The organism is Cylindrospermum sp. FACHB-282 (assembly GCF_014697195.1).
In the GTDB taxonomy this organism is placed as follows: Bacteria; Cyanobacteriota; Cyanobacteriia; order Cyanobacteriales; family Nostocaceae; genus Cylindrospermum.
Map to the genome: position 1 here is coordinate 215,552 of NZ_JACJRJ010000001.1, position 16,448 is coordinate 231,999.

15 protein-coding genes are annotated in these 16,448 nt (G+C 42.2%); 9 read left to right on the forward strand and 6 right to left on the reverse strand.

Annotation, left to right across the window (positions count from 1 at the left end):
• The first annotated feature begins 50 nt into the window (after positions 1-50).
• A complete protein-coding gene (locus tag H6G32_RS00945) occupies positions 51-1,664 on the forward strand; it encodes an NAD(P)H-quinone oxidoreductase subunit 4 (protein ID WP_190453448.1) in 1,614 nt (537 codons plus the stop codon).
• A gap of 400 nt (positions 1,665-2,064) precedes the next feature.
• Here the strand turns inward: H6G32_RS00945 and H6G32_RS00950 are convergent, their stop codons facing one another.
• On the reverse strand, positions 2,065-2,484 hold the full coding sequence (locus tag H6G32_RS00950) for a 2TM domain-containing protein (protein WP_190453451.1): 420 nt from the start codon (positions 2,482-2,484) through the stop codon (positions 2,065-2,067).
• A gap of 541 nt (positions 2,485-3,025) precedes the next feature.
• Between H6G32_RS00950 and H6G32_RS00955 the strand changes: the two genes are divergently transcribed.
• From H6G32_RS00955 to H6G32_RS00965, 3 genes are all read left to right on the forward strand, one after another.
• Positions 3,026-3,370, forward strand: coding sequence for a hypothetical protein (locus tag H6G32_RS00955; RefSeq protein ID WP_190453453.1), 345 nt, complete (start codon positions 3,026-3,028; stop codon positions 3,368-3,370).
• 134 nt (positions 3,371-3,504) lie between these two features.
• Positions 3,505-4,686: a hypothetical protein gene (locus tag H6G32_RS00960; protein WP_190453458.1), complete on the forward strand. Its 1,182-nt coding sequence runs from the start codon at positions 3,505-3,507 to the stop codon at positions 4,684-4,686.
• Positions 4,687-4,752: 66 nt separating this feature from the next.
• On the forward strand, positions 4,753-5,022 hold the full coding sequence (locus H6G32_RS00965; protein ID WP_190453460.1) for a hypothetical protein: 270 nt from the start codon (positions 4,753-4,755) through the stop codon (positions 5,020-5,022).
• A 92-nt stretch (positions 5,023-5,114) separates the two neighbouring features.
• Here the strand turns inward: H6G32_RS00965 and H6G32_RS00970 are convergent, their stop codons facing one another.
• The 5 genes from H6G32_RS00970 to H6G32_RS00990 form a co-directional block, all read right to left on the reverse strand.
• Entirely contained in the window at positions 5,115-5,588 is a 474-nt protein-coding gene (locus H6G32_RS00970; RefSeq protein WP_242046460.1) for a helix-turn-helix transcriptional regulator, read from the reverse strand.
• Between the two features lie 39 nt (positions 5,589-5,627).
• Positions 5,628-6,062 carry a DUF6932 family protein gene (locus H6G32_RS00975; protein ID WP_199327933.1) on the reverse strand — a complete coding sequence of 145 codons (435 nt, stop codon included), beginning with the start codon at positions 6,060-6,062 and terminating at the stop codon, positions 5,628-5,630.
• A gap of 198 nt (positions 6,063-6,260) precedes the next feature.
• Positions 6,261-6,611: a DUF1257 domain-containing protein gene (locus tag H6G32_RS00980; RefSeq protein ID WP_015208504.1), complete on the reverse strand. Its 351-nt coding sequence runs from the start codon at positions 6,609-6,611 to the stop codon at positions 6,261-6,263.
• Positions 6,612-6,755: 144 nt separating this feature from the next.
• Positions 6,756-8,267 carry a stress-responsive protein Ycf46 gene (gene ycf46, locus H6G32_RS00985; RefSeq protein WP_190453465.1) on the reverse strand — a complete coding sequence of 504 codons (1,512 nt, stop codon included), beginning with the start codon at positions 8,265-8,267 and terminating at the stop codon, positions 6,756-6,758.
• Between the two features lie 91 nt (positions 8,268-8,358).
• Positions 8,359-8,706, reverse strand: a complete 348-nt coding sequence (locus H6G32_RS00990) for a hypothetical protein (protein ID WP_190453467.1) — start codon at positions 8,704-8,706, stop codon at positions 8,359-8,361.
• 407 nt (positions 8,707-9,113) lie between these two features.
• On the opposite strand from H6G32_RS00990, the gene H6G32_RS26505 reads away from it, so the two are divergent.
• The 5 genes from H6G32_RS26505 to H6G32_RS01010 all read left to right on the forward strand — a co-directional run bounded on the left by H6G32_RS26505 (position 9,114) and on the right by H6G32_RS01010 (position 16,264).
• On the forward strand, positions 9,114-9,335 hold the full coding sequence (locus H6G32_RS26505) for a hypothetical protein (RefSeq protein ID WP_206757956.1): 222 nt from the start codon (positions 9,114-9,116) through the stop codon (positions 9,333-9,335).
• 2 nt (positions 9,336-9,337) lie between these two features.
• Positions 9,338-9,865 carry a hypothetical protein gene (locus H6G32_RS00995; protein ID WP_190453470.1) on the forward strand — a complete coding sequence of 176 codons (528 nt, stop codon included), beginning with the start codon at positions 9,338-9,340 and terminating at the stop codon, positions 9,863-9,865.
• A gap of 518 nt (positions 9,866-10,383) precedes the next feature.
• Positions 10,384-11,538, forward strand: coding sequence for an NAD-dependent epimerase/dehydratase family protein (locus H6G32_RS01000; RefSeq protein WP_190453474.1), 1,155 nt, complete (start codon positions 10,384-10,386; stop codon positions 11,536-11,538).
• 684 nt (positions 11,539-12,222) lie between these two features.
• The gene (locus H6G32_RS01005; RefSeq protein WP_190453478.1) at positions 12,223-13,359 is read left to right on the forward strand and encodes a glycosyltransferase family 4 protein; all 1,137 of its coding nucleotides are present in this window, start codon (positions 12,223-12,225) and stop codon (positions 13,357-13,359) included.
• A gap of 280 nt (positions 13,360-13,639) precedes the next feature.
• On the forward strand, positions 13,640-16,264 hold the full coding sequence (locus H6G32_RS01010; protein WP_190453481.1) for an adenylate/guanylate cyclase domain-containing protein: 2,625 nt from the start codon (positions 13,640-13,642) through the stop codon (positions 16,262-16,264).
• Positions 16,265-16,448 lie beyond the last annotated feature (184 nt).

Here is a 16,448-nt window from a genome sequence, read left to right on the forward strand (position 1 = left end):
CTTAATATAATGTAATTAAAAGCGAAACCGAAAAACGATTGTCAGCAGTGATGAATGCTATTCAAGTTCCCTGGTTAACAACCATAATTCTTTTCCCCCTAGTGGCTGCCCTAGCCATTCCCTTAATCCCCGACAAAGAGGGCAAAACTGTACGCTGGTACGGACTGGGAGTAGCTTTTGCAGACTTTGCACTCATGATTTATGCCTTTTGGCATAACTACGATTTCCAAAACTCAGCACTCCAATTTGTCGAAAACTACCCTTGGGTACCACAGTTAGGAATGCATTGGGCTGTAGGGGTTGATGGTTTGTCGATGCCCCTAGTACTACTGACAGGCTTAATCAACACACTCGCAGTATTCGCGGCTTGGAAAGTTACCAACAAGCCGCGATTATTTTTTGGGTTAATGCTGGTGATGTACAGCGCCCAGTTAGGCGTGTTTCTCGCCCAAGATTTACTCTTGTTCTTCCTCATGTGGGAAATCGAGTTAGTACCGGTTTACCTGCTAATTTCCATCTGGGGAGGACAAAACCGCCGCTATGCAGCAACCAAGTTCATTATTTACACCGCCGCTGCATCTATATTTATCTTGGTTGCCGGTTTTGCAATGGCATTCTCTGGCGATACTGTCACCTTCAACATGACAGCCTTGGGAATGAAAGAATATTCCAAAGCCTTTGAACTCTTAGTTTATGCAGGTTTCTTAATTGCCTTCGGCGTCAAACTGCCAATTTTCCCTCTACACACTTGGTTACCTGACGCCCACGGTGAAGCATCTGCTCCCGGTTCTATGATTTTGGCAGGTGTGTTGCTGAAAATGGGTGGTTATGCCCTCATCCGCTTCAACGTCGAAATGTTGCCCAACGCCCATGTCACCTTTGCCCCAGTCTTAGCAATCTTGGGTGTAGTGAATATAGTCTACGGTGCTTGCTGCGCCTTTGCCCAAACCAACCTCAAACGCCGCTTGGCTTACTCTTCAATTGCCCACATGGGGTTTGTGTTGATTGGGATTGCCTCCTACACAGAAATCGGCATCAGCGGCGCAGTGCTACAAATGGTTTCCCACGGTTTGATTGCTGCTAGCTTATTCTTCCTCTCTGGTGTCACCTACGAACGTACCCACACCTTGATAATGGATAAAATGGGCGGCATGGCCAAAGTAATGCCCAGAACCTTCGCTCTGTTTACAATTGCTTCAATGGCTTCTCTTGCCTTACCAGGCATGAGCGGCTTTGTTGGAGAATTGATGGTATTCCTCGGAATCGCCAGCAGTGATGTTTACAGTTCCAGCTTCAAAATTGTAGTCATCTTCCTGTCAGCGGTTGGCGTCATTCTCACACCGATTTATCTCCTCTCGATGTTGCGTCAAGTTTTCTACGGCAACCAAAGCGAAGAGTTACATCTAGATGCAGCCATCTCTGATATTAAGCCCCGCGAATTGTTTATCACCGCTTGTTTGTTGCTTCCCATCATCGGTATCGGCTTCTATCCCAAATTAGCAACGCAGACTTATGATGTAAAAACAGTAGAACTAGCGGCTCATGCCCGTCAAGTTCTCCCAGTTGTTGCTCACCAAGAACCAACAAGTGTCTATTCGCGTGTTTCTACAGCACCAACCTTAGCTTCTTCCCAGGTTGATAGTTTAGTTAATATTTCAGAGTAAATAAACTTCCCAATAAGGGTATCGCACGTAAATTCTAAATTTCAGGGGAATACAGGGGCGGTTAAGAAACCACCCCTAAAATTTTTTTTAATTAATATTGGGTAATAAGTAGAGAAATTAAATTAAAAGAAAGCTCGTAGTAAGGACTTTAGTCCTTGAACTGCTTGCCCAAACAGAAAAATCGCTCACTACAAACAAAATTTTTATTTTACTAACATTTAATTATGTCTACCTACTTATCACATCCGATTGATTACTCATGATTCACGTTCGCGGAGCGTGCCATAGGCAAAGAACCCCACACCATCAAAAGTGCCTTTTAACTCCCCTCTCTCCCGTGGTAGAGGTTTTAGGGGTGGGGTTCCGGGTTTTCTGGGTAATTGCACCAACACAATATAATTTATTTTTTTGGCAGTCCCTTACACCATTCCTGGAAATCATGTTCGTATGATTCCCCTGTAGTCTTATAAGCCTTCATACAATGCAAGAACAAACCTAATCCCCAAGCCAATAGCGGAAAAATTGCCCAGAAATAAGAAGGGCTTGTGAACAGATTTAACAAAATCAAAAACCCATTTACCCCAATAAAAGAAACCACGTGTGATTTTAACTCCCTGCGTCGTTGGGCGTTAAACATCTGCCGCTTTTTGCCTTCTACTTCCTGTATCAACCATTCTTGTTCAGCAGCTTGCAGCGATGCAGCCGAAACACCCAATTCTGATGCTATCTCTATAATTTGCTCCCGTGAAACTTCTCCCTGCTGCTTACGAGCAAAAGCAATTTGGAGAATCCGTTGCATTTCATCTGAATTGTAAGTCATATAAATACCTATGATGGTGAAAAATAGCCCGGAGAATTAAGTTAGTTTTGAAACTTTAGCTACACAATCATTAAAAAATATATCTGCCTGTTGTTACGAACTGTTAGAAACACATTTTATATCTGAAGAAATAACTCGTGAAGTAATGAAAAACACAAATCTAGATTTATTAAAAAGAAAAGCCCCAACTTCTTAAAGAAGTCAGAGATATTGTTGTTCAATAATAATTTAATAGTCTAGATGTTAATATTGCTGTATTATTTTCATCCAAAAATTTTCTTAATAGACGTAAATTAATAACCTGTTGGACATTTAAATTGCATATTGTCTAGTGGTTATATCAGTGTGATCGCCACACTGAACTAGGCAATATGCAACAGTTTTGTCGTTAGCATTCTAGGTTCTGGTAATGCTTTAGCACTAATCTTTTAAGAAGTAATATTAATTTTTTTGACTAAATACGTATTTATACTACTGTTAGGCAAATATAAGACATATTATAATGTTGATTACTCGTACTTAAATAGATTTTAGAATAAATATGGATCAGATAGTAGATAAAATAGCTGCGTTAGGTGTGCCTGGACTTGTATTAGTTGTAGCTATGGCATTTACAGGGTGGGCAGGTGCTGCGGCAATAACAGCAGCGTTAGCTTTCCTTGGCGGACCTTTTGGGATGCTTGGAGGAATTGCTGTACTTGGGATTCTTGGCTTGATATCAAAAGGATTGGCAGAATACGGTTTTGAAAGAATTTTTAAAGCGACTGTAGAAGAACTGAGAAAAAAAGGTAAGTCTAAATCTGACATAGAACGCGAAGTTGAATCATATCCAATTTCGGGTGATCTAAAATTGAAGATAAAAGATTATCTGAAAACGATTTCTTAGCTCAAATATTTATTAGGCCAAACCTTGACAAATTCGCACTTAATATTTAAATTTTAGAGACATTTATCGCAATGCCTCTGCATGGTTTACAACGTCAAATATGTTGGATTTATTAAATGTATTCTTAATGATAATTGGTATCAATTAAACATTTTATAACTAGATTTTGTCCTATTGCTAAGGGAAATAAATTACACCTGGATATAACTATGTCTGAACAACCCTCTGAAAATGTTAATAATGTAATTGATACTCAAAAAATAGACAGGATTCGTGCTTGCAGTGAATTAATTAAGTCTATATCAAAATTTATCTGGATTGCTGTGGTTTTGATAATTATTATTCACTTTTGGGGCAATTTTTCTACTAACCAAATTAAGCAAAAAATCAATCCAACTACAGTAAATATAACCATTCCTGAACAAAAGCAATATCAAATTTCTGGTGATGTTGCATCTGCTCTTAGTAAAGCATTAGTCGTTGCTAGAGAATCTGCTGCCAATAATTTAGAACAGTGGAAAAATGAGGTGATGCACCGAGTAGATCATCCATTTCTAGATTGGTACTACAACTACTTCAATCAGCTAGGCATTGGAGCAAAAGCTATTTGGATAAATTTATACTCTATTTCAGAAGAAGAAAAAGCCGAAAAACTAATTGGCAGTTTTCAACAAGAATTTGCTAAACAAGTTTTCCAACCATCATTAATGCAACTGGAAATGGAACGTTTTACACGACAAGCAGTTGATACATATGTTTCTGAAACAAATCGTAATTTAGCTGGAGTTCAAAGCGCATACAATATTCCACAACCTACCTGGGAAAGATTTCTCGAAGGTTTAGGTAGTATAACTTACAGTAGTGGGGGACAGCAGCAGAATCTAACACTTAGGGGCATTTCACGGGGTACAGGCTATCTAGCTACTACTGCAATGATAAAGGCTGTTGGTGTTATTGGTACGAAGAAAGTTGTCACAACTACAGTGAGTAAAGCAACTTCTAAAGCTGTCACTAAGTTAGCGACCAAAACAGCAGCCAAAGCTGCTGCTGAGGGAACTGGCGAAATGGCAGTTGGTCTTCTAGGATTAGAGTTATTAAATCCAATTGCAGGTTTGGGTATTCTTGTTTGGGATGTCTGGGATCATTATCATACTGTTCAAGTAGAAAGGCCGATTCTGCGAGCAAACCTAGAAAATTATTTGAACGAGGTTAAGGAGTCACTGCTTAACGATAAAGAGAATGGAATTTTGTCTTCGGTCAACAAATTCCATGATGGAATTCTTGACAGTTTGAACAGTAACTTAGGTGTGGGTTGATTTTTAATAATTACTACATATTACTGCCAGAAAGTTTTTATTTCCATAGTCCCTCCAGTACCCCTCATGACTACTATTAAGGAACAACTAATTGCGGCCATGGAAAATACTCCAGAACCGATTCTGGAACAAACCCTCGACTATCTCGAATATCTCAAAACCAAAATAAATGCTTCTGCTATTAAATCAAGCAGTGTTCCTGTAAAACATGGAGAACCGATATTACGTGGCTCTAAAGCTAAAGATTTGCTAAAATTTGCTGGAACTTGGCAAGGTGACGACTTCGAGAAATGTCTTCAGCTTGTTTACTATACCCGAACCGAAGCTGAATTTTGATGTATCTTCTAGACACTCATAATCGTGCCTTTGCTTCTTGGTGTATAAGCAGAAATGAAAAACACCTTAACAAGATACAAAAACTCAGGAAGTTATTTAAAAATTACTTCCTCTCGAATCTCAATATTCAAAGCACGTTGAACTTTTAAAATTTTTGTGAAACTAGAATTAGCATATTTATTAGCTTCATCACGTTGTACCTGTTGTTCCTTAACGCTTAAACGTTCAGCTAATTGTTCTTGAGTTAAACCACGAAAAATCCGTGCTTTAATAAGTGCTTCTGGCAATTCTTCTAAAGAACTACATTCTAATCTATCTATTTTCCTTTCTTTCAGATTTTGATATTCTTCAACTTGTTCACGCAGTTCTTCTAATTGACCATTCAATGATTCTAAATGTGATTGATATCGTAATTTTTGATTTTTATCTTCTGGTGGTGGAGTATTTTTTATATTTGCTATTGCCAATTCAAACTTTTTGATTTGTGCCTTAGTAATCATGTATTGACGTTCATTTAAAATCATCCTAAAATCTCCTAAAATCTGTCTCTGTTTTGGTTGGAGCATTGCTCACAATTAAGCAATGCCAAGCAAGTTATTATCACTCTATAAGTCTACTGCAATTACACCTCTAAGATTACCGTTATTATCTTGTTGAAGAAAATCCAAAAAAGTACCATAATCATCCGCATAAGTTGAAGCTGGGAAAAGTTCGCCACCATAATTATTCTTTTGTGCTAATCTCTTATTTCTACCAGCATCCAATAGGTTTATATCTAATGTATTTAGTATCTCAAAATCTACTTTTTCATCCTCCCAACAAACATCAAAATCGTTTGGATATGTTTTCCTGCTCACAAAACTCCCACAGATATAAATACGCCTACACCCAGCTTCTCGTAATACTTGACTAGCTCTTTTTATTCCGTCTAAAAGCGTTTGACGACGCTCATTGAAAGCTAGAACATCTTTGATTTCTTCCCAGGTAGAAACATGAATACCAGCAGGTAAATTTCCATTTTGATCGAACTTTGGCAGCATTATTAATTATCCTTGTTTTGTTAACTAGAGTAGACATAGGCATTCCTTGTTTTGAAGATGATAATGATAATAGTTGAATTTTAACACAATCTTTTTGTTGTGTCAAGTCTGAATTTAGAAAATTTACCCATAAAAAAGCGGGCTAACCGCTGATTAAATGGTTAGCCCGTCGAGCTTTGGGAACGCGCAGAGAAATTATTATTGCAGTACCAACTTGACATTGGCGTTTTGCAGGCCGCGTTGTTTTACTTCAGCCAAAGTTTTGTTAACGGCATACTTTTGGTTGATGGAGTTAATCAACTCGGTTTGGTTGTGCTTTTTAGCAACGCCCCACAGGTCAGCAATGAGGTCAAAAGAACCATCGCTGTTGCGAGACCAACCTAAATCGTATTCGCCTTCCAATGTAGCAACGATGTCGGAACGTACGCGCTGACCGTTATAACCACGGACATCTGCTTCAGTCTTTACGCTAATACCTAAGTCGCGCAAAGAAGCTTTGAGGATTTCGGCATCGGTGATTTTGGTACGCAGGGTGCTAAAATGAGACATGTGGGTTTCCTCCAAAAGAGAAGAGTGAGAAAAACGACAACGGTTTCTTTTCGGCGAAGCCGCGCTTAACGGGGGCGGCTTTTTTTCAAAACTGCTAGCCTGGTCAGCTAGCCTTTCCCCTCTGGGATTAGCAGAGGAAAGCTTTTAAAACTCCATTCGCTGATATTCAGCAACGGAGGCTGCGGCGGGTCGTGCGCGCTGTCTGGCCCAGTCTCTGAGAGCTGTGACCTGTTCTTGCATCGTGCGAGACAGTGGCAGAGTCGCCTTCAGTGCAGCGATAATATCTAATTGGGTGAACTCCCTTTCTTGGGCAAAAGCTTCATACATTGCCGCAACGATCGCTTGTTCAATTTCTGCCCCAGAAAAGCCGTCAGACATTTTTGCTAATTGCTCAAGATCAAATCTAGCAATGTCTTCCCGCCGCTTGGTCAGGTGGATGTTGTAAATATCTTGCCGTTCTTCTGGAGTCGGCAGATCCACAAAGAAGATTTCGTCAAACCGACCTTTCCTCAAAAACTCCCCAGGTAATCGCTCTACGCGGTTAGCGGTAGCCATTACAAATACTGGAGATTTCTTCTCTTGCATCCATGTGAGGAAAGAACCAAATATCCTACTGGAAGTTCCGCCATCTGAGTCGCCGGAACCAGCACTACCAGCAAAGGATTTGTCTAACTCATCGATAAACAGAATCGTTGGCGAAATTGATTCTGCTGTTTTTAGGGCGTTCCGCAGATTTGCTTCACTTCGACCCACCATTGAGCCGTCGTAAACTCGCCCCATATCCAAGCGCAGGATTGGTAAACCCCACAGCCGGGAAGTAGTTTTGGCAATTAGCGACTTACCACAACCGGGAACTCCGAGAATCAGCATTCCCTTTGGTTGAGGCAAACCGTACTCCCGCGCTTTTTCTGTAAAGGCGTTGGAGCGTTGCTTGAGCCATTTTTTTAACTCTTCTAAGCCGCCTACAGCTTCAATGGTTTCATCTTCTTCGATGTACTCTAGGATGCCATTGCGCCGAATTAGCTGCTTCTTCTCAGATAAAACTATATCTACTTCATCTTCCGTCAGCCGCCCTGTAGTTACCTGCGCCTTACGGTATACTTTTTCAGCTTCATCTTTAGTTAGGCCCAAAGCTGCTCTGAGAAGCTTTTCTCGCGCCTCTGTAGTTAGTCGCCGACCACGATTTTGCTCTAGATGCTGGGTTAAAACTTTGTTCAACTCAGCCATGTCTGGTAGTTGAAAGTCGAGGACGACAACTTCTTTTTCCAGTTCGATGGGAACTTGCTGCATTGGTGACATCAAGATGATGTTTTTTTGCATTCCCTTGAAACTGGCGATCGCATCCCGCAGCGATCTGGTTGTGGGCGGCGCATCAATAAATGGATGTAAATCTTTAAGAATAAATATACTGGGTTCTTTCTGCCTGATGATCCACTCAATCGCCGCCTCCGGAGACACAGTGTTGTGTTGAGTAACGTTCCGAGGTTGACCGTACTCCACTATGCCGTGAGTAACTGTCCAAATATATACTCGGCGTTGGGGCTTTAATAATTGAGCGATTGTTGAAATTGCCTGCTCAGCCCGCTCTTCCTCGGAGGTCACAAGGTAGATTAGAGGGTATTGAGCTTGAATGAGTATATTGAGCTCTTCTTTCATATCTATCGACCTACACGAGACCTTATAAGAGACAGTACAGCCATTGCTTTTGGTAAAGACAACCGAACTATGAGTTATTCATAATTCCTATCTAGCAAGCAACTAATTCTTCTTCACCCTTGGGATGGGTTTCGTTTTGTTCCATCTCATCAATGGGAAGAGATTCTTGACCAATTATTGCTGGTTGGTTACCCAGAGTCAGCAATTCCCCATCTCGCAAGATCAGTGAACTGTCACAAGTGGGACAGGAATAAACTCTATGAGTTCGACCATAAGAAGAAGCTTCCACTTCCTCAACCAATTCTGAATTTGTCAGGTAGAAAAACAGGGCACGTTCCGCTAGTTCGGACATTGGTTCGGAATCGACTGCTGAACGAATTTTCAATTTTTTGTGCAGTTCCGGCGACAAATACAAAGTGACCTTTTGCTTCGTTTGCATATAACTCTTTAACGGTCTTACCCGGGTATGTAACTACATTATCGACTCCTTGATTTGTTGTCAAGACGGCAAAACGTTTTGCTGGCTATTTTGTTACATTTATTCACAATATTGTCTGGACTGCTATTTTGGTCATCTGGGCGGAAAGTTTTTGGGGGTTTCATTAAAGTTATCCTTTCATTGGCGGTTCCTGAGCCAAAATCTACTCATTAGATGCGTCAACTCGGTACGCAGCGCGGCATCACCCAAGATTTTGTGTGAAAACGAGATTATATAAGCCGCCTTCGGTGGGTTGGAACCGCCAATTTTGTCCAGGTTTTTTCCAAGGGTGAAAGCGAGATTATATAAGCCGCCCTTTAGTGTTGGCTGACCAATTTTGGATAGGTTTTTACCTTGGGGAAAAAACTTTGTGGTCAACAGTGGAAGAGAAACAAGCTGTGCCAGTCTTGATCAGAACACCGATATCTGAAATGATCCAAATGGGGATGGAAGTTGATCAAGTTTTTGTTTGTAATACTCGCTACATAATACAGCCCGCAAGCGATGCCTGTGGAGGTATCCAAACAGGGAACGCTGATTCTTGCTCTTTGGGGCTACTTCATAGTCAGTGGCTTTGGCAAAAGGTGTAATAATGACGACAGATGGGGTTAAAACCTATAATTTGGGGCGGAGAATTTATGCTTTCGCCATCACCTCTAGTATTGCTAGTGCGATCGCCTTATGGGGATGTAGTACATCTAGTTTCAAAACTACTGACCTCACCTGGAAGACTTACAGCAATTCCCGTTATGGCTTTGAATTTCCATATCCCCGCAACTGGACTTCTCTGGCAACCCCAGTAAATAATGATGGGATTACCTTTGTTTCACCACGCAACGACTCTGTAGAGATTCGGGGGTGGGCGGGTTATCAGTTACCAGCATCGAGTAGCGAAGACCAGAAGGCGATCAAAAAGACCAACTATAACTTTCAAACCGTTCAAGGAATTTTTGGGGTATTGGTTGTAGAAGTTGGACAAACAGTAAGTTCAATGACACTGACAATAACTCAGGGTGAAATGAAATACTACTGGCACGGGCAAAGCAACAGTCAAGAATTTCAAGATTACTACCGTTTGTTTTACTACATTGCCCAACAGTACCGGATTCCAAAGTCTTGAGTCCTGAGTGCTGAGTGAAAATTGCTGAGAATTAGCTCCATCTTGCCATCTCCCCATGCTCAACTCTCGATATCTCATTCAGAATGATGATTGCGAGGGTGCAGAAACCTGATAGATTTAGCTATCAGCGAGTAAAAACTAGTAAAAGTCAACGACCCACGACTAGAAGTCGATGGGCTGTTCCAGCCCACACCCTAGTTGGTAGTTGACCAGGCTAAGTCTATTCACAGACTACGTTAACGGCAAGTGTTCAAGACCTACCTACAGACGCTTCCACCAGTCTGAGCTTCTAGCACTGGGGGATTAAATAGATTTATTCGCGTAAGTAGGTATCTCCTAGACAACACTGGCTGTTAACATTGCACGGAGTAGCGTAGGCAATTCCCGGCATACAGGGAAGGATTGGGTACTACTCCTCTACCCCTCCACCCCGATTTTGTGATGGCAACTTTGGTTGTCTTGTCGTATTTCCTCCCTTGGCTAAAGCCTCTGGGTTTCCACACTTCCCAAGAAATTTTATGAAAGTCCTGGTTATTGGTGGCGATGGGTATTGCGGTTGGGCAACCGCACTTTACCTTTCTAAACAAGGTTATGAAGTTGGAATTTTAGACAGTTTGGTGCGGCGGCATTGGGATAACGAACTGGGTGTCGAAACTCTTACCCCAATCGCACCAATTCAGCAACGCCTCCAGCGCTGGCAAGATTTGACTGGTAAATCTATTGACCTGTTTATTGGTGATATTACTAATTACGAGTTTCTCACCAAAGTTCTGCACAAATTTCAGCCAAACGCCCTAGTGCATTTTGGCGAACAGCGTTCGGCGCCATTTTCCATGATTGACCGTGAACATGCAGTTCTGACCCAGGTAAATAATGTGGTCGGTACTTTGAACTTACTGTATGCTATACGAGAAGATTTTCCAGACTGCCACTTGGTAAAGCTGGGGACAATGGGTGAATACGGTACACCCAATATTGATATTGAAGAAGGGTATATCACTATTGAACACAACGGGCGCAAAGATACCCTGCCTTATCCCAAACAGCCCGGTTCAATGTATCACTTAAGCAAAGTCCATGATAGCCACAATATCCACTTTGCTTGCCGAATTTGGGGATTGCGGGCTACAGACTTAAATCAAGGTATAGTTTACGGCGTTTTAACCGAAGAAACCGGGATAGACGAACTATTAATTAACCGCCTTGATTATGATGGCGTTTTTGGTACAGCACTCAACCGTTTCTGCATTCAAGCGGCCATTGGGCATCCCCTGACAGTTTATGGTAAGGGCGGACAAACACGTGGGTTTTTGGATATTCGGGATACAGTACGATGCGTGGAATTAGCGATCGCTAACCCCGCTTCAGCCGGAGAATTCCGCGTATTTAACCAATTTACCGAACAATACAGCGTTGGCGACTTGGCCAATATGGTGAAAAAAGCCGGGAACACGATTGGACTAAATGTGGAAATCGATCACTTGGATAACCCCAGAGTTGAGAAAGAAGAACATTACTTCAACGCTAAAAACACCAAACTGCTCGATTTAGGTTTACATCCCCACTATCTCTCTGATTCTCTACTTGATTCTTTGTTAAACTTTGCCATCAAATATCAGAAACGAGTTGATCACAAACAAATTTTGCCCAAAGTGTCTTGGCACAGAAATTAGGGTAAAAGCTGCGTGAGGCTAGTCACAAAACCTGATCTCCATCAAGTTACTAGCTGTACCCGAAATGGTCGTCATATTATATCACAATATGACGACCAATCAATTCACGACTTACGCAAAAATGACGTAAAATCCCTAATTTACCGTAGGGGCAATTCATGAATTGCCCCTACACTTCGTGCTTGAGGCGTAAGTCCTACAATTGTTGTTTATCATGCCTATTATCCAGCTATTAACAACTTGGCCCGTGAGAAAAAGCTGTTAAGGACTCTCAAGTTCATCTGCAATGGGACACAGACTATCACCCATGCCGCGGAAAATTAGAACGTCAGGCTATTGAACAGGGTTTACGTGGTCAGATGCTGGCTACTTAAGCAGGCGATTGGATTATTCAGATTGAAAATATCTCAGAATTTGTGCCTCACCAAAGACAAAACCTTAAATCTCACTATTTAGAATTGATTACGCCACAGGAGAAGGTATACCCTGTGTTTGATTGCAAAATTCAATCAAAGCTGGGATTATCTGCCTGTACTCAATAGTTTTTTTTGACTACTCTCAGCGCTGAAGCGACTGAGATTCCAAGAATCACTTCTTAGAGTTTCTGTTTCATAGCACCAGCCTGAACAGATTTACTCTGTTCAGGTCTTACAGTCGCTCCACAGACATTCACCGCAAGCCCTTATGAGAATTGCCCTATTTACCGAAACCTTTTTGCCCAAGGTTGACGGCATTGTAACGCGACTGCGCCACACCGTTGATCACTTACAGCGCAATGGAGATCAAGTCTTGGTGATTGCCCCTGAGGGTGGCATTACTGAACACAAAGGAGCGAGAGTTTATGGTGTTACTGGCTTTCCTCTACCATTGTATCCAGAGTTGAAAATGGCATTGCCCCGTCCAGCCATTGGTTCTGCCTTAGAAAAGTTTCAGCCAGATATTATTCATGTGGTTAATCCAGCAGTTTTGGGATTATCTGGAATTTTTTACAGCAAAGTCCTGAAAATTCCCCTAGTGGCGTCTTACCATACCCATTTACCACAATATCTCCAGCATTACGGCTTGGGGATGCTAGAAGGGTTACTCTGGGAATTACTCAAGGGTGCCCATAATCAAGCCGCGTTAAATCTGTGTACATCGACAGCAATGATGGCAGAATTAACAGGACATGGTATTGAACGAGTAGATTTGTGGCAACGTGGGGTGGATACAGAGTTATTTCACCCTGATCTAGCTAGTGCCTCCATGCGATCGCATCTGTCCCAAAATCATCCCAAAAGCCCCTTACTACTTTACGTCGGACGTCTTTCTGCCGAAAAAGAAATTGAGCGCATTAAACCAATTTTAGAAGCCATTCCCGAAGCAAGGTTGGCACTGGTAGGAGATGGGCCTCACCGTCAAGCACTGCAAAAACACTTTGCAGGCACAAACACCCATTTTGTGGGTTATCTCATGGGAAAGGAGTTAGGATCTGCCTTTGCTAGCGCTGATGCCTTTATCTTTCCTTCCCGAACAGAGACACTAGGATTAGTGCTACTAGAAGCGATGGCTGGGGGATGTCCAGTAGTCGCCTGCCGTTCTGGGGGAATTCCTGATATTGTCACAGATGGGGTAAATGGATATCTGTTTGAACCAACAGAAGATATCCAATTGGCGATCGCAGCTACTTTTCGTCTCTTACAACAGCAACAAGAACGAACCGTTATCCGTCAAAATGCTCGGAAGGAAGCAGAAAGATGGGGATGGGCAGCTGCCACACGCCAGCTACAAGACTATTATTCCAAGGTAATCTTCTCTCAAAAGTTGACAAAAGCTTTCTAACTAGTACGACACGGCGGAAATAAAGCTACCATCCAAAATAGACGAAAAGCATACTTCATCAGCTTTTTTAATTTTGTATCCCGTACGGGATCCCTAGGCTCTATGAGATAATTTTTAATTACACGAGCCTTAGCAGCTAATCCTTCTAACTTCATACTTCATCCTGCTGTTGATTTGTCAAATCAGGTTTCCCGCCTCAAACGTTGGGAAATGTTGTATTTAAAATTCAATAATCTATGGAAAAAAATTTAAAATCTAAAATCTAAAATCTAAAATTCCCATGACACTTTCCCACTCAGGTAGCGTCTTGGCTACATTAACTGAACTTACACAAGTTAACCGCACCCAAGCCCTACTAAGTCGCGTCAAAGACCTTTCTGTTAACGAATTTGTTTGCTTACTTGACTTCATCACCGCTGAGTTCCAGCAATTTCTCAGAGCTATTGATCTGCTCAATAATGAAGCTCTAGAAGCTCTGTTGGAGAAAGTACTAGAAGCTATCACACTGAAAATTGGTCAAATTCTCCAAGCAGAACATACAGCTATTTTTTTAGTTGACTATCACAAAGGTCATCTGTGGTCAAAAGTCCTCCAAGAGCATACCCAAAAATTTTTAGAAATCCGGATTCCCATCACGGTTGGTATCCCTGGTCATGTTGCTAGTACGGGTGAATATCTAAACATATCTGAAACCTCATCTCACCCCCTCTTCAGCCCAGAACTGGAAAAACAAATGGGCTATAAGATTGACAATATTTTATGTATGCCAGTTTTAAGTAGCAAAAACCAGACTGTAGCTGTAGTGCAACTGGCCAATAAAGCTGGGGATGATCCTTTTAATCAAGATGATGAGGAGCGTTTTCGAGACTTTGCCGCTTCTATTGGCATTATTCTAGAAAGCTGCCAGTCTTTTTATGTAGCAGCTCGCAATCAACGGGGGGCAACAGCGCTGTTGCGGGCAACTCAGACTCTGGGGCAAAGTCTGGATTTAGAAGCCACTTTGCAGATAGTCATGGAACAAGCCCGGATTTTAATGCAAGCAGACCGCAGCACACTGTTTTTGTATCGGAGAGAGATGGGCGAACTCTGGACAAAGGTGGCGGCCGCCTGCGATGATACACAATTTATAGAAATTCGGATCCCCGCTAATCGTGGTATTGCTGGCTATGTGGCTTCTACTGGTCAAGCGCTGAATATCCCTGATGCCTACAAAGACCCCCGATTTGACCCAAGTACAGATAAAAAGACTGGGTATCTAACTCATAATATCCTGTGTTTGCCAGTGTTTAATTCGGCAAATGAATTGATTGGCGTGACGCAGTTAATTAATAAGGAACAAGGTAGTTTTACCGCCTCTGATGAAGAGTTTATGCGAGCGTTTAATATTCAGGCAGGAATTGCCCTGGAAAATGCCCGCTTATTTGAAAATCTGTTGTTGGAAAAACAGTATCAAAAAGACATCCTCCAAAGTCTTTCAGATGCTGTAATTTCTACTGATATGCAAGGACAGATTGTCACTATTAATGATGCCGCACTAGAGTTACTGGGTTGTCCCTTGAGAGAGCCTAGTAGCAAGAGTAACAAGCTGCTGTGGGAACAAAATTTGATTGGTCGCCTAGTTTGGGAGGTTGTGCCGATTGAAAATCTGCAAACCCGTCTGGAAGATAGTTTAAAAAATGGGGCCAGACATTATGTGCCAGAGCAGAGTTTGTTGGTGGGACTGTATGAAGTTATTAGTGGTGAATATCGAGTAGTAACTGAGACTCACTTAGGAAAATCTATCCACACCACTGGTGCTTCTGGGGTCAGGACTCAGCAATTAATTTTGGCTGTACGCTCACGCAGCAACCCAGACATTTTTATTCCCTGGAATCAACCGCTGATCCCCCAGTCTGAGTTTCTTAGTGCTGATGTGGTGCAAAAATTAGACCGCAGCACTAATCTTACCGTCAATCCCCTGACTAACCCGGAAGGTGGGGTACGGGGTGGGTTGGTGGTGTTAGAAGATATTAGTCAAGAAAAACGCTTGAAAACTACCATGTACCGCTACCTGACACCCCATGTAGCCGAGCAAGTTATGGCCCTGGGAGAGGATGCCTTGATGGTGGGTGAGCGTAAGGATGTGACTATCTTGTTTTCGGATATTCGGGGTTACACAACCCTAACAGAAAACTTGGGAGCGGCTGAGGTGGTATCACTGCTGAATCAGTATTTTGAAACGATGGTGGAGGCAGTTTTTAACTACGAAGGCACTCTTGATAAGTTTATAGGTGATGCCTTAATGGCAGTGTTTGGTGCGCCCCTACCGCTGACAGAAAATCATGCTTGGAGGGCAGTGCAGTCAGCATTGGATATGCGCCACCGTTTAGAGGAATTCAACCAGCGGCGGATTATCCAGGCACAGCCACGAATTCATATTGGTATTGGGATTAGTTCTGGGGAAGTGGTTTCGGGTAATATCGGTTCCCACAAACGCATGGACTACACTGTGATTGGAGATGGTGTGAATTTGAGCTCTCGCTTGGAAGGTGTGACCAAAGAATATGGTTGTGATATTATTTTAAGTGAATTTACTTATAAAATGTGTGGCGATCGCATCTGGGTGCGCCAGTTGGATAAAATTCGGGTGAAAGGTAAACATCAGGCAGTGAATATCTACGAGTTAATTGGCGATCGCACCAAGCCCCTAGATGCCAATACCCAAGAGTTCTTGTCCCATTACCATAATGGACGTACTGCTTATTTAGGGCGCAACTTCTCAAATGCGATCGTCTGTTTTGAAGCTGCTAAACGCATTCGACCCATAGACCAAGCCGTTAATATCCACCTAGAACGCGCTTGTAATTACCAAGAAACACCACCACCAGATTCCTGGGATGGTGTGTGGACAATGGTTGCCAAGTAGGCGATTGGCAGGGGCACTCCTTTATGAGGCCATCGCTCTGAAAATTTAGCAAAATTTGGGGAAAATACAAGATGAACTACCCACAGTTGGCTACGCCTGAACTGTGGGTTTCTACATCCCCCAGTCCGTTTTTAGCGGAGACTTCCACAGATTTTTGACGCTTCATTGCCCCTAGTTGCTTCAT

Coding starts and splice junctions, on each gene's coding strand:
- H6G32_RS00945 (WP_190453448.1), top strand. CDS start 51: ATGAATGCTATTCAAGTTCCCTGGTTAACAACCATAATTCTTTTCCCC.
- H6G32_RS00950 (WP_190453451.1), bottom strand. CDS start 2,484: ATGACTTACAATTCAGATGAAATGCAACGGATTCTCCAAATTGCTTTT.
- H6G32_RS00955 (WP_190453453.1), top strand. CDS start 3,026: ATGGATCAGATAGTAGATAAAATAGCTGCGTTAGGTGTGCCTGGACTT.
- H6G32_RS00965 (WP_190453460.1), top strand. CDS start 4,753: ATGACTACTATTAAGGAACAACTAATTGCGGCCATGGAAAATACTCCA.
- H6G32_RS00970 (WP_242046460.1), bottom strand. CDS start 5,588: ATGCTCCAACCAAAACAGAGACAGATTTTAGGAGATTTTAGGATGATT.
- H6G32_RS00975 (WP_199327933.1), bottom strand. CDS start 6,062: ATGCTGCCAAAGTTCGATCAAAATGGAAATTTACCTGCTGGTATTCAT.
- H6G32_RS00980 (WP_015208504.1), bottom strand. CDS start 6,611: ATGTCTCATTTTAGCACCCTGCGTACCAAAATCACCGATGCCGAAATC.
- ycf46 (WP_190453465.1), bottom strand. CDS start 8,267: ATGAAAGAAGAGCTCAATATACTCATTCAAGCTCAATACCCTCTAATC.
- H6G32_RS00990 (WP_190453467.1), bottom strand. CDS start 8,706: ATGCAAACGAAGCAAAAGGTCACTTTGTATTTGTCGCCGGAACTGCAC.
- H6G32_RS00995 (WP_190453470.1), top strand. CDS start 9,338: ATGACGACAGATGGGGTTAAAACCTATAATTTGGGGCGGAGAATTTAT.
- H6G32_RS01000 (WP_190453474.1), top strand. CDS start 10,384: ATGAAAGTCCTGGTTATTGGTGGCGATGGGTATTGCGGTTGGGCAACC.
- H6G32_RS01005 (WP_190453478.1), top strand. CDS start 12,223: ATGAGAATTGCCCTATTTACCGAAACCTTTTTGCCCAAGGTTGACGGC.
- H6G32_RS01010 (WP_190453481.1), top strand. CDS start 13,640: ATGACACTTTCCCACTCAGGTAGCGTCTTGGCTACATTAACTGAACTT.